Origin of the sequence: Pasteurella sp. WM03 (assembly GCF_004570945.1) — a bacterium.
In the GTDB taxonomy this organism is placed as follows: domain Bacteria; phylum Pseudomonadota; class Gammaproteobacteria; order Enterobacterales; family Pasteurellaceae; genus Rodentibacter.
Genome location: NZ_SPPO01000005.1, coordinates 19,506 through 33,706, shown reverse-complemented (window position 1 = coordinate 33,706; position 14,201 = coordinate 19,506). Strand labels below are relative to the sequence as shown.

Genomic DNA, 14,201 nt, shown 5'->3' with positions numbered 1-14,201 from the left:
TGTCTAATTTTTTGCAAATTTTTAGGAAAATTTGACCGTTTGAACGGTATGTTATCAAGTTAATTTTTAAAGAACAATAATAGTGCTCGTTTATAACAAGTACCGTTTTTTTAACATTTATCAGTCGTTACAGTATGACACTATCGGGGGAGATTACGATTATTTGATTCGAATCTACTTCAGTAAATCCAATGCAATTTTCTTTTTTTAAGTCTTGTAATATTTTGGAGTTAATACTGATTTCATATATCCCAGCTAAATTAAGTACATCATATTTGTAATTTTCTAATAAATGTATTTCCTTTGGATAAATATCAAAAGGATCTTCCCTGTTTTTATAGTTTTCATAGGTTTTATATATAATAATTTTACCACTTTGTATGTTCATGAATTTTGATAATTCATAATCTATACATTCAATTGAGACTATAGGGAAGCCAATCAGGTAGTATTTTTCAGAGAATCCTTCTATTTTTATTTCTATTTTGTTTATTGATGGTAAATTATATTTGGAAAAAATATTCATAACTTTTTGAGAAACCACTACCCAAATACCCATTAAGTTAGGGCAAACACGGAAAAAGTCAATTCTCTTCAGCTTTTTACTGGTGGGGAATAGGGTAATTGAACCGATTAATTCTTCTTGATTGAATTGCATGAAAGAGTTCAATACATTTCTCTGAAACTCTTTTGAGTTTTTTTTGAAAAAATCATTAAAAAATTTTTCATCTCTAGAGTTTTCAAAAGATTTTTTCTTAATTTCTAGTTGATAGCCAGATGAGACACCTGTTGTCTCTCTATCATACGATGATTTGACTGTTATAAATTGCATTTTTTTACTCCACTTTTAATAATATCGCCAAAATAGCTATTTAAATTTTTTCCGCTTTTTTGTGCTTGTGCTATTTTTCTTCTTAGGTCTGTCTGTAGATTTTTTATATTCTCTAGTGTAAAACTGTTTGTATCTCTTAGTTTTGTTAATTTCTCTCTAACAAAATCATTATAAGATGGATGATTTCCGTGGAATGGTCTATCTAAATCAATTAGATTTGTCATATCTTTTGCTTTAGTGCTGACATTTTGAATGTATTTATCTCTTCCATTAGATAGCCCTCTTAATTCGTTTTTAAATTCTTTGTATATTTGTTGAGGAATAATATGATGTAGTTCGAGTCCAAATGGATCTAACTGATCTAAAATATTATGCACATACGCATAAGGCGTTTCCCCACCTTGTAACCCAATTGGGTCTGATGAAAGGTAATTTGATGTTTCAGGATCATAATAACGGAATCGATTATAAGCTAGCCCTGATTCTTCATCATAATATTGCCCTGCGAATAATAAACTTGGGTCTAGGTTTGAATTGAAGTTATATTGACTAAATGATAATCCCCATAGGCTTTTGTTTTGTGGTTTCCAGCCGAGTTTGCCCTCAGGGGTAAGTAATCCCAATACTTTGCCGTTCGGTTGCACGACAGCATAGTGGGTTTGGTTTTTCCATTCAACGATATTCCCATCAATGGTCTGTGTGAGTTGTTGATAGCGGTCTTGTTGGGCAATCAGTTCAAAGCCATTAAATACGGAGTGGCGTTCACTGACAATTTCATCGTTTTTGAACGTTCGAGTAAAAGCAAGCTGGTCGCCGTCCCATATGTATTCAATGCGTAGCTGCTGTTGCGGGCATTCTTTTGAAATCCGTCTGCCTAAGGCATCATATTTATAATGCCATACGTCGCCTTTTGGTGTGGTGAGTCCGACCAGTTCGTTTTTGCCGTTCCAGCGGTAATGGGTTTCTTGTTTTCTGAAACCGTCCTGTTTTTCAACCTTGGTAACCAACCGCCCCGCCTTGTCGTATTCGTAGTAGTTTTCGTTTAAGCGGTGGAGTTTATGCCCTTTTTGGTAAATCTCCTGATGTGGGACAATTTGCCGCTGTGCCTGATATTCGGGGTGGTGTGGGTTTTGGATAATGCCGTAACTTTCGTGTCCCACATGGCGTTGGGTGAGGTAGCCACATTCATCATAAGCATAGCGTTCTTGTTCACGGTTTTGGTTGTGAACTTGGGTGATTTGGTTGTTGCGGTTGAGGGTGAAAAAGTGGAGTTCTCCCTTGTCTTTGCTTTCAAGGGTGTTCAGTGCTTTGTCATAGCGGTAATGTTGATTGACCTCCGCAAAACTTGGGGCGTCAATCCCGGTGGCTCGCAATTCGTCTTTGTCAAAAAACTGTGAGGGCTCCCAACCAGCCCGCTGTTGAATGAGGCAATCCATTTCATCAAAGCGTTGGTTGAAGATAAACCCTTGTGGGGAAGTGCGGTTAATTTCATTGCCGTTTTGGTCGTATTGGAAAAACAGTTGATATTTTTGACCGCACTTTGTGTCTATATTTGTGTTCGTGTTGGTTTTATCGTTATTTGGCAAAGTTAATTCTGTCAGTTCACCGAGGTTGTTGTAGTTAAATTGGGTAATGATAGGCTCATCTTTGCCTGCAATATACAGCGTTCTGGTAAGGGTTTGATGTTCATCATCATAAGTGCGGTTAATTTTATTGCCGTTTTGGGTTTCGTTGATGATGCGGCCGTTAAGGTCGTAGTCAAAGGTTTGTCGGCTATACAGGCTTTGAATAGTGGTCACTCTGCCGAGGTTATCGTAGTCGTAAAAATAGCTGTCGTCATTTGTGATAAGGCGAATTAAGCGATAACCAGCGTCATAGTCGTAATGGGTAACGTTCCCCTCGCCATCGGTTAGGCTTTTGAGCAAGCCGTTTTCATTAAAGGTGTACGTGTAGGTTTCGCCTTTTGGATTGGTGATTTGACGAAGTTTGAGGCTATCTTTATCGTAGTCATACTGCCAGCGGTTGCCTTCGCCGTCCACTTTTTCAACCAATAAATCAAACGCCCCATATTTCAACTGCCAATCTACCCCATTGGCATCGGTGTAGCGGATGAGATTGCCGTGTCGGTCGTAGTCTTGCTGTTCAAGGCTTTGGTTCGGGCGGGCAATGCGGCTTAATTTATGCTGGGTATTATAGCCATACTGCCACGAATAGCCCCTGCCATTGGTAAAGCGGCTCAGGCGGTCTTTTTCATCATAATTGAGCTGAATTCGGCGTTGCTCCGCATCTTGTGCTTCAATTAAACGATGACGTGGGTCGTAGTGAAACTGTTCAAGCTGTTGACGTTGCCCGATCGTGGATTTCACTTCGGTCAGTAATCCAAATGGATTGCGTACAAACTCAGTGGTTGTGCCATAAGGCGCGGTAAAAAGTGCGGTCTGTTTTTCCCTATTTTCAGTAAATTGCGTTTGCCTTGTCCAGGTGAGGTTGAGTGGGTCGGTGAGCTTAACCAGCTGTTCCCGCTCATCATACTCATAGAGCCATTGCTGACCGATTGTGTCGGTGAAACAACGCACTAAACCGGTTTGTTCAAGATAATCAAAGGTGATTTGATTGCCGTCAGGCAGGGTTTGAGTGAGTAAATTGCCGTAGTGGTCATGATAGAGTGAATTGTTAAAGAACGAATAATTATTTTGTTTTTAGTAAGCATAAGGGAGCTATGTTTCACATACGTTATGTTTGATCAAAACGATGAATAAATTCAAAGTATAAATTTTCCGAATTTAATTCTTTTGCAGAAAAGTCCTCCATTAGTTTTGCATTATCACTATCTACAATAGTCATAAAAAAAGTTATATTATGATTAGTATAATCCTGAATTGCCAACCTAAATGATTTTAGGAGCGAGTCGAATATTTCAGATTGGTAAATAGTAAAATCATCATGAGGTTCGTACTCGCTGATTTCTTCTAATATAGAGTATATATCCTTATAAAAAATTTCATCAAATCCATCTTCTAAATCACCTAATCCTAGTGAAAAATAGGAATAAAACCATTTTATGGCAGAAATTGTCTGGGGATTTTTAAATTCTGTTTTTATTTCCTCATAATGAGAAAGTGTATTTGCAGCCCAACCTAAAGATGTACAATCCTCATCTATATATAATGCATATGTAAATACATCATCTTGAGAATATTTTTCTAGAGTGTATTTGAGCGTTTCTTTAATACCTTTTTCGACTGAGTTTTCTAATTTTTCTAATAGTTGTTTATCAATAATTGACATAATAATTCTCCTATTAAGATTTACATTTTTTAATTCCATATTTACCAAATACTTTTCCGCCTGCTCTTATAATCTCCTTATTTATATATGAAGATGCTTGTTTTTTATTCATTATCCCTAAATCCATCCATTTTGATGCTCGTTTATCAGCTTTCTCTAATAAAGAAGCTATTTTTTCTGCATTTTTAACTGTATGAACATCTTTTGTATTAGAAGCAATCATTAAGTTTGATCTACCAATTATATTTTTCTTGTCAAAATTTAACGGTACATCATATTTATTAGCTATTTTTATTGAGCGATCTAAGGCTGATCTCATATTAGGAATTTCTGAAAAACTGCCTTTGAAAATAATATGGTGTCCATGAGGGTTTATAACATTAGTTTTAGGTGTAACTCCTTGAGATTTGACAATATCTAGCCAAGATGTAAGTCCGAAAGAGTCTGTTATGTCTTCTGGATTATGTGTATAAAAATAAGGTGTTTCCCCACCATCTAGTCCTATCGGGTCTGAGCAGATATAATTTCCATTCTCGGGATCGTAGTAACGGAATCTATTATAAGCTAGTCCACTTTCCTCATCATAATATTGCCCTGCGAATAATAAATTTGGGTCTAGATTTGAATTGAAGTTATATTGACTGAAAGATAGTCCCCACAAGCTCTTATTCTGTGCTCTCCAACTTAATTTACCATTAGGGGCAAGTAGTCCTAATACCTTGCCGTTTGGCTGAACAATCGAATAATTGGTCTCAAACTTCCATTCGATGAAGTTACCGTCAATCGTTTGTTTGAGGGTTTGATAGTTATCCTGTTGGGCAATCAGTTCAAAGCCATTAAATACGGAGTGGCGTTCGCTAACCAGTTCGCTTTTCTTAAAGGTTTGGGTGTAGGCGAGTTGGTCGCCGTCCCATAGGTATTCAATGCGTAGTTGCTGTTGCGGGCATTCTTTTAAAATCCGTCTGCCTAGGGCGTCATATTTATAATACCACACTTCGCCTTTTGGGGTAGTGAGTCCAATGAGTTCGTTTTTGCCGTTCCAGCGGTAGTGGGCTTGTTGTTTTCGGAAGCCGTCTCTAATTTCTGTTTTTTGGGTGAGTCTGCCTGCTTTGTCGTATTCGTAGTAATGCTAGTTTAAGCGGTGGAGTTTATGCCCTTTTTGGTAAATCTCTTGATGTTGGACAATTTGCCGCTGTTCGTGAAATTCTGGGTGGTGTGGGTTTTGAATTAAGCCATAATTTTCATGTCCTACGTGGCGTTGGGTAAGGTAGCCACATTCATCATAGGCATAGCGTTCTTGTTCACGGTTTTGGTTGTGAACAGCGGTGATTTGGTTATTTCGGTTTAGGGTGAAAAAGTGCTGTTCGCCTTTGTCCTTGGTTTCAAGGGTATTCAGTGCCTTGTCATAGCGATAATGTTGATTGACCTCAGCAAAACTTGGGGCGTCAATCCCGGTGGCACGCAATTCGTCTTTGTCAAAAAACTGTGTCGGCTCCCAACCCGCCCGCTGTTGAATGAGGCAATCCATTTCATCAAAGCGTTGGTTGAGGATAAACCCTTGTGGGGAAGTGCGGTCGGTTTCATTGCCGTTTTGGTCGTATTGGAAAAATAATGCGTGTTTTTGACCGCTTGTGTCGGGCAAGTTGAGTTCAATCAACTCGCCGAGGCTGTTGTAGTTAAATTGGGTAATGATAGGCTCATCTTTGCCCTCAAGATACAGCGTTCTGGTAAAGGTTTGATGTTCATCATCATAAGTGCGGTTAATTTTATTGCCGTTTTGGGTTTCTTTGATGAGTCGGTCATTAAGGTCGTAGTCAAAGGTTTGTCGGCTATACAGGCTTTGAATAGCGGTCACTCTGCCGAGTTTATCGTATTCGTAAAAATAGCTGTCGTCATTTGTGATAAGGCGAATTAAGCGATAACCAGCGTCATAGTCGTAATGGGTAACGTTTCCTTCGCCATCGGTTAGGCTTTTCAATGTGCCGTTTTCGTTGTAGGTATAACGCCAACGGTTATCGGCAAAGTCGGTTTCGGTGGCAATTTGCCCATTTTCATTAAAGGTGTAAGTATAGGTTTCGCCTTTCGGGTTGGTCACTTGGCGAAGTTTGAGACTATCTTTGTCGTAGTCATATTGCCAACGGTTGCCCTCTCCATCAATTTTTTCAATGAGTAGGTCAAACGCCCCGTATTTCAACTGCCAATCTATCCCGTTGGCATCGGTGTAGCGAATAAGATTACCGTGTCGGTCGTAGTCTTGCTGTTCAAGACTTTGGTTCGGGCGATTAATGTGGCTCAATTTATGCTGTGCATTATAGCCATACTGCCATTGATAGCCTTTGCCATTGGTGAATCGGCTTAGTCGGTCTTTATCGTCATAACCAAGCTGAATTCGGCGTTGCTCGCTATCTTGGGTTTCAATTAAACGATGACGTGGGTCGTAGTGGAACTGTTCACGCTGTTGATGTTTGCCGACCGTGGATTTTACTTCGGTTAGTAAACCGAATGGATTGCGTACAAACTCAGTGGTTGTGCCATCAGGCGCCGTGAAAAGTGCGGTCTGTTTTTCGCCATTTTCTGCCAACTGGATTTGCCTTGTCCAGGTGCGGTTGAGTGGGTCGGTAAGTTTAACCAGCTGTTCCCGCTCATCATACTCATAGAGCCATTGATGCCCGATTGTGTCGGTAAAACAATGCACTAAACCAGTTTGTTCAAGATAATCAAAGCGGATTTGATTGCCATCGGGTAGAGTTTGGGTAAGCAAATTGCCGTAGCGGTCGTAGTCAAAATGCGTTTTGGCACCGCTTGGTGAGGTGATAGTCAACGGTTTCAACAAATGACTGTTATCGTCATATATGTAGGTTTTTAAAGAACAAAAAAGCGTTTTGAAAACATTAGTGAGCAGGTAGGATTAAAACCTTGATATTTCTAAAATATTCTGGATTTCATTGAGTTTTTAACCTAACTTTATACTTGCTTATTATTTTAATTCTCGATAAGTAATATTTCTAATCCTCTAAATTTATATTCTTTCTTTGCTTTATTTAAAATTTTTGCTGTATTAGTACCAATGATTATAATTGGTGACTTTGCTTTACCACTTCCAAAATCTAAATCACTTCTACTGAAATTCCTACAGATATACACTGATTGTATTAGCCAATTTGGCTACCATTAAGATGTTATTACTTTAAACTGCTAGCATTTCTAATTTTGGCTAGCCCTTTTTCTAAAATAGTGATCTTTTCAATAGGTGTTCCACGATCGTGAGCCTTTCTCCAATTAGGGACACTTTTTCGAAATAACTCAATACATGCACTATCAACATCACAACTATTTAATATAAAATTTTCTATAACATTTCCACTTTCATCAAAAGGAAATACGGATATTAAATTTTCCTTATATAAAAATTTAAACAAAATATTTGTTGAATTGATAATATAATCTTGCCACCACTTATTAGGGTTAGCTGATAATAAAGCAGCATAATCATATAAGATAAAATTACTCATTTAGCGAACTCCTATTACTTTAGATGTACCTTGAATTGGAATTAGTTCTCTAGTTTTTGGATGTCTAACAAATACATCGGAACCTTTTTTTGCTAACTCGGCTTGAATACCTACCTCTTTAGCAATTTGATTTGCTTTGTTACCTTTGTTTGTCATACTAGTTATTTCAATAGGTCTCCATACACCATCTTTCCCTTTAACAACAAAATCTACGCGCCTTCCTTCTTGTGTTAATGGATCTATTGCTTTTTTACCATCAGCTCCTCTTAGTGTTCTCTCATTAAGAATATTTTCTTTGCCATATCGACGTTCTAGAATATCTTTGGCTCGTTTTTCTCTGGCAAGACCATTAAGCTTATTTTTTATGCACCCTGCCAACCCAAACACATCCACCCAATCCAACGGATTTTGGACATAAAAATACGGCGTACTACCTCCTTCTAACCCAATCGGATCGGAATTTAGGTAACACGCCGTTTCAGGATCGTAATATCGGAATCGGTTATAAGCTAGCCCTGATTCTTCATCGTAATATTGCCCAGCAAATAAAAGTTGTGGGTCAAGTGGGGTTGTTTTACGGTAATCATTTGGGAAGACTAAACCCCATAAGCTATGCTTTTCTTTACGCCATAGCGTTTTACCTTGCGGATTTACTTGTTTTTAAGAAAGACTTAACAAGGTATCAGTCATTTCTCTAATATCAAAGTAGATATTGGTCTTTTCTTCAATAGAAAGATATGGTTTTATTTCAAAAAAATCATTCTTGTCACTATCACAAATAAATAAAAATAAAGTATGTTCAAAAGTATTAATGAAATCTTTACGTAGTTGCATGTTTTTATCTATTTTTGATTGGTTTTTAATATAAAATTTATAGGCTTTTTTAATGGTGTTAAATTTTTGCTTGCTAAATTTATTTCTATAATGTAAATGATAAATAAAAGATTTTTTTGATGATGCTGATACTATATCTATTAATCTTTGATTATCCACATTTCCTTCCTTTTACTGTACCAGAAATTTTTTTTGCCGTGAAGGTCATATACACCTTATGCTGTTTCTGTGAATTATAAACCTCAATTTCATATTTATCTTTATGGAAAATCCATATGAATTAACTTTGAAAAAAACTAAAGTAGAAAGAGTTTGTTTTCTGTTCCATACACTATGCTTGCTATTTACTTTTCATCCTCGGCTTTTGCGAGAAAGTAATCTTGTAAACAACCTTGTATTTCTTGATTTTCATATTTTAAAATATATATTCCATCAGCATTTTTAGGAAATGTAGTACCATCAATAGTTCCTAAAATAGTTGATGCTGTATCAATAATTGTATTACGAATAAACTTGAATATAATGTTTTTTTGCTCATTATTTAAGTTGCTCATAATCTCTCTCATTTTTCCATATAAATCAGATGATTTTTCTGATTTTTTATCTAATGTATCAATATAATACTGTAAAACAGAACTCATCAAATCATCATAAATAGCTTCACTAATGATTTTATCTTGCATAATTTTATCCCCATTTATTTGATCGGTTTGGTCATTTCTGGATACATAGATTTATTTAAATTAATTAGTTTTTTAAGTGCTGAATTTGGTATTTCAGGATAAACTCTTCGCAATTCTTTAATATCTCTTGCTAAAAGTTCTCTAGCAGAGGAAAACTCTCTACCTGTTCTAGGATTTTTTAAACTCCTAGAAATGATACCAACTTTGTCTTTAGAGATAGTATGCCCAACTTTAGGAACTAAAATAGATGGAGCAGTACCTAGATCGTAATTCTTAACCAAATTTTTCATAATAGCTTTTTGACCAACATGATGAGCATCCAATTCTAAATTTTTACCTTTTACAGATTTAATGAGATCATCATAAGAACCAACATCCCATTTTTTTCCTACACACCCAGATAACCCAAACAAATCTACCCAATCCACTGGATTTTGGACATAAAAATACGGTGTGCTACCTCCCTCCAATCCAATTGGATCAGAGTTTAGATAGCACGCCGTATTAGGGGCATAATATCGAAAACGGTTATACGCTAACCCACTTTCTTCATCGTAATATTGCCCGGCGAATAACATTTGTGGATTGAGTGGATTTGACTGTCTATATTCATTGGAGAAGAGCAGTCCCCATAAGCTATTCTTTTCTTTACGCCATAGGGTTTTACCTTGCGGATTAAGAAGAGCAAGCACTTGTCCATTGGGTTGGCAAATGGCGTAGCCGGTTTCCTGTTTCCATTCGATGAAGTTACCGTCAATCGTCTGTTTAAGTTGCTGATAGTGGTCTTGTTGAGCAATCAGTTCAAAGCCATTAAATACGGAGTGGCGTTCGCTAACAATTTCATCGTTTTTGAAAGTTCGAGTGAAAGCGATTTGGTCGCCGTCCCACAGGTATTCAATGCGTAGATATTGTTGCGGACATTCTTTTGAAATCCGTCTGCCTAAAGCATCGTATTTATAATGCCATACGTCCCCTTTTGGCGTGGTAAGTCCGACCAGTTCGTTTTTGCCGTTCCAGCGGTAGTGGGTTTCTTGTTTTCTAAAGCCGTCCCGTTTTTCAACTTTAGTGACCAACCGCCCCGCCTTGTCATATTCGTAGTAGTTTTCGTTTAAGCGGTGGAGTTGATGCCCTTTTTGGTAAATATCCTGATGCGGGACAATTTGTCGCTGTGCCTGATATTCTGGGTGGTGTGGATTTTGAATTAAGCCGTAAGTTTCACTGCCCACATAACGTTGGGTCAGGTAGCCACATTCATCATAGGCATAGCGTTCTTGTTCACGGTTTTGGTTGTGAACTTGGGTAATTTGGTTGTTGCGGTTGAGGGTGAAAAAGTGGTGTTCGCCCTTGTCTTTGCTTTCAAGGGTGTTGAGTGCCTTGTCATAGCGGTAATGTTGATTGACCTCAGCAAAACTTGGGGCATCAATGCCGGTGGCGCGCAGTTCGTCTTTGTCAAAAAACTGTGAGGGTTCCCAACCAGCCCGCTGTTGAATGAGGCAATCCATCGCATCATAGCGTTGTTTGAGGATAAACCCTTGTGGGGAAGTGCGGTTAATTTCATTGCCGTTTTGGTCGTATTGGAAAAACAGTTGATATTTTTGACCGCACTTTGTGTCTATATTTGTGTTCGTGTTGATTTTATCGTTATTTGGCAGGGTTAATTCTGTCAGTTCACCGAGGTTGTTGTAGTTAAATTGGGTAATGATAGGCTCATCTTTGCCTGCAATATACAGCGTTCTGGTAAGGGTTTGATGTTCATCATCATAAGTGCGGTTAATTTTATTGCCGTTTTGGGTTTCGTTGATGATGCAGTCGTTGAGGTCGTATTCAAAGGTTTGTCGGCTATACAGGCTTTGAATGGCGGTAATTCTGCCGAGCTTGTCGTATTGGTAAAAATAACTGTCATCGGCAGTGATAAGGCGAATGAGGCGATAACCTGCGTCATAGTCATAATGGGTAACGTTCCCCTCGCCATCGGTCAGGCTTTTCAGTGTGCCGTTGTCGTTGTAGGTATAACGCCAACGGTTATCGGCAAAGTCGGTTTCGGTGGCAATTTGCCCATTTTCATTAAAGGTGTAAGTATAGGTTTCGCCTTTCGGGTTGGTCACTTGGCGAAGTTTGAGACTATCTTTGTCGTAGTCATATTGCCAACGGTTGCCCTCTCCATCAATTTTTTCAATGAGTAGGTCAAACGCCCCGTATTTCAACTGCCAATCTATCCCGTTGGCATCGGTGTAGCGAATAAGATTACCGTGTCGGTCGTAGTCTTGCTGTTCAAAACTTTGGTTTGGGCGGTGAATACGGCTCAATTTATGCTGAGCATTATAGCCGTACTGCCATTGATAGCCTTTGCCATTGGTAAATCGGCTTAAGCGGTCTTTATCATCATAACTGAGCTGAATACGGCGTTGCTCCGCATCTTGTGCTTCAATTAAACGATGACGTGGGCCGTAGTGAAACCGTTCAAGCTGTTGACGTTGCCCGACCGTGGATTTCACTTCGGTCAGTAATCCAAATGGATTGCGTACAAACTCTGTCGTCTTACCATCTGGAGCAGTGAAAAGTGCGGTCTGTTTTTCGCCATTTTCTGCCAACTGGATTTGCCTTGTCCAGGTGCGGTTCAGTGGGTCGGTGAGCTTAATAAGTGCTTCCCGGTCATCATATTCATAGTGCCACTGATTGCCTAATGTGTCGGTAAAACAACGAACTAAACCGGTTTGTTCAAGATAATCAAAGGTGATTTGATTGCCATCAGGCAGGGTTTGGGTCAGTAAATTGCCGTATCGGTCGTAGTCAAAATGCGTTTTGGCACCGCTTGGTGAGGTGATAGTCAGTGGTTTCATAATATGACTATCGTAGTCATACAGGGTGGCATTTTTTTGACTGTCTAAAACCGTGGTGCGATTGTCTTCATACTGAAACCATACCGGATAAAAGCCATCCGCACCAATACTGTGAATCACCCGCCCTTTTTCGTCATAATGATAATTCACCCAGGTTTTATCCCTATCCGACCAACGGATAAGGTTAAAGGCATCGTCATAGTCGTAGAACAGATGGAAATCAAGCAGGGCATTGCTTTCAATTAATGCCCCTTGTTCATCTTGGCGATAGGTCGTCAGTACTTCAGACTGCGCCGTATCAGTGCGGATAATTTGATGGAGCCATTGCCCTTGATAGGCTAAAGCCAACTCAATCCCATCAGAATGTTTGATTTGAGTCAGTCGGTTATCTTGATAGATAAAATCTACTCGGTTGGCAAAGTCATCCTGCCAATGGCTTATTGGAAAAATACCGTCTTCAAGGAGAGGAAAACCGAGTTCGTCCTGATTGTCGGCAAAACGCTCAGTTGCAATCTTAAAATATTTGGCAAAACGATTATCCCGGTCGTAAAGTTCTAAATAATCCCGATGACGATTGAGAGTAAATTGCGGGTGGTCTGGGTTGAAAGACTGCACATAGCCTAAAGGCAAGGCAAAGCGTAAATACGTGCCTTCAACAGTCGCAATTTGAATATGTTGCCCATTGGCAGACACCTTGACATATTCAGAAAAATTATCCGCCCAATATCGCCCACAAAGCCCATCGGCAAAGTCGGTTTCTTTACTTCTCGCCCAAGTTCGGGTGAAAGAAAGTGGAATAGTTTGACCGAGGGTGAAATCCGTTCGCTGTTCAACGACTTGGCCGGAAAGAACATCAATAGGGTCAGCTTTTATCCATTTTTTGGCACTTTCTGTATATCGTTTTATGCCTGTATTATTTTTAAAAGCGGCTTTAGCACAGCCAAAGTTACGGATGACCGGGGGATTTTTTAGTGAACGTAAAGCTTGACGTCCAGCTAATATCGCCCCCACTTTTGGTCCTTTCGTTGCAACCACTTTTCCTATGCGGGTAAATGCTTTAAATAATCCTTTACTAAAAAGTGCGGTCGGCGGAATCACAAATTCCACAGCGACTAATAAGGCTTTTTGTACAGCATTAAATTCAGGCTTAATCGGGGCATAGCGTGCTTGCCCTGAACCGAAAAATACATTAGGGGAGCCGGAATCAATTAAGCCATCGCAAGTCGTTCTGTCCCCTTTACGGGCGACAGGGTTGCCTTCAACAAAAACAGTTTCACTACCTAGAGCAATTTTTTCTTGTGGACCGTGGTCATTACAACCAATTGTCGGGGCGACATCTTTTAATGCCGCAAAGGCAAGCGACAAATTGTTGACAAGAACGCTGGAGGAGCCGCGGGTAATTGTGCCACTGGGTGAGGCGGGCGTTAGCCATTGTTCAACGTGACCTGCAACATTTTCAATCACTTCTGATGCCGCATAAGTCAGGAGGCTACCAAGTACAAGTCCGCCAATACCGCCTGTGAGAAAGGTGGCAACTCCAAAAATTCCTGCGGTTATCGCCGCCCCAACAGCCGCTCCGGCAAGGGCTGCCCAAAAACTCCGATGCTTGATGACATCGGTTTGTCGTGCAGCCGGTTCAACAAAGTCAGCATCGCCCAACAATGCAACTTGAGAGCGTTGAAAGCGGGCGATACGCTGTGTAACACGTTGAACGATATCGGGTGCAGATTGTTGGGTCATAGGCTAAATTAGGTTAAAGAAAAACTATAAATAATTTCAAGCAAAGCTTGCCGTTGAGAAGGTGTAAAGACGGTTGTTGAAGTATAGGTAAACGTCATTAAACGCTGTTGATAAACCTGTAATACCGTGAGTTGATACATCTGCCCTTCAGGTGTGTCCCACTGATATTCAAGTAATTTAGCGGGGTGTTCTGACAGCCTGATGTCTTCAATGGCTAATTCCCGATACGCTTTTAATGTGGTTCTGAACTGAGAGATAACTTGAGCGAGGTATTCTTCTTCAGTCATTCCGATTGGAATGGTTGCTCGGTTAATAACAAGGTTAATACCGCTATCATCAGGCAAGGTAAACACATTCATTGATTGGTCTTGCCAATTGACCGGGATATTGATTAAACCTTCATTTAATCTGTAAGTATTGGAGTTCATTATTATCCTTGTAATTAGAATGATTAAAAAATAAAAGTATGGTT

11 protein-coding genes and 1 pseudogene are annotated in these 14,201 nt (G+C 39.3%); all 12 read right to left on the bottom strand.

The features are described from left to right. Positions 1-127: 127 nt before the first annotated feature. Positions 128-832: a hypothetical protein gene (locus tag E4T92_RS06335; protein WP_135093889.1), complete on the bottom strand. Its 705-nt coding sequence runs from the start codon at positions 830-832 to the stop codon at positions 128-130. After that, the gene (locus E4T92_RS11320) at positions 820-3,408 is read right to left on the bottom strand and encodes an RHS repeat-associated core domain-containing protein (protein WP_135093888.1); all 2,589 of its coding nucleotides are present in this window, start codon (positions 3,406-3,408) and stop codon (positions 820-822) included. The genes E4T92_RS06335 and E4T92_RS11320 overlap by 13 nt, the downstream gene beginning before the upstream one ends. 157 nt (positions 3,409-3,565) lie before the next feature. Then, positions 3,566-4,120, bottom strand: a complete 555-nt coding sequence (locus E4T92_RS06325) for a DUF4303 domain-containing protein (RefSeq protein WP_167754023.1) — start codon at positions 4,118-4,120, stop codon at positions 3,566-3,568. 13 nt (positions 4,121-4,133) lie between these two features. Then, the gene (locus E4T92_RS06320; RefSeq protein WP_280740598.1) at positions 4,134-5,201 is read right to left on the bottom strand and encodes an RHS repeat-associated core domain-containing protein; all 1,068 of its coding nucleotides are present in this window, start codon (positions 5,199-5,201) and stop codon (positions 4,134-4,136) included. Positions 5,202-5,249: 48 nt separating this feature from the next. Next, positions 5,250-6,953, bottom strand: coding sequence for an RHS repeat protein (locus E4T92_RS06315; protein WP_135093885.1), 1,704 nt, complete (start codon positions 6,951-6,953; stop codon positions 5,250-5,252). A gap of 349 nt (positions 6,954-7,302) precedes the next feature. Further along, positions 7,303-7,632 (bottom strand): DNA polymerase III, encoded by a 330-nt coding sequence (locus E4T92_RS06310; RefSeq protein WP_135093884.1) that lies wholly within the window; start codon positions 7,630-7,632, stop codon positions 7,303-7,305. After that, on the bottom strand, positions 7,633-8,019 hold the full coding sequence (locus E4T92_RS06305) for a hypothetical protein (RefSeq protein ID WP_245232435.1): 387 nt from the start codon (positions 8,017-8,019) through the stop codon (positions 7,633-7,635). It lies immediately after the preceding gene. Continuing rightward, positions 8,020-8,190, bottom strand: a pseudogene (locus tag E4T92_RS11360) (RHS repeat-associated core domain-containing protein); the annotation flags it as partial. Positions 8,191-8,292: 102 nt separating this feature from the next. Beyond that, a complete protein-coding gene (locus tag E4T92_RS06300) occupies positions 8,293-8,625 on the bottom strand; it encodes a hypothetical protein (RefSeq protein WP_135093883.1) in 333 nt (110 codons plus the stop codon). Positions 8,626-8,810: 185 nt separating this feature from the next. Further along, positions 8,811-9,149, bottom strand: coding sequence for a hypothetical protein (locus tag E4T92_RS06295; protein ID WP_135093882.1), 339 nt, complete (start codon positions 9,147-9,149; stop codon positions 8,811-8,813). Between the two features lie 14 nt (positions 9,150-9,163). Further along, positions 9,164-13,729 carry an RHS repeat-associated core domain-containing protein gene (locus E4T92_RS06290; protein WP_135093881.1) on the bottom strand — a complete coding sequence of 1,522 codons (4,566 nt, stop codon included), beginning with the start codon at positions 13,727-13,729 and terminating at the stop codon, positions 9,164-9,166. A gap of 8 nt (positions 13,730-13,737) precedes the next feature. Beyond that, complete coding sequence (locus tag E4T92_RS06285; RefSeq protein WP_135093880.1) at positions 13,738-14,157, bottom strand: DUF1795 domain-containing protein; 420 nt, start codon at positions 14,155-14,157, stop codon at positions 13,738-13,740. Positions 14,158-14,201 lie beyond the last annotated feature (44 nt).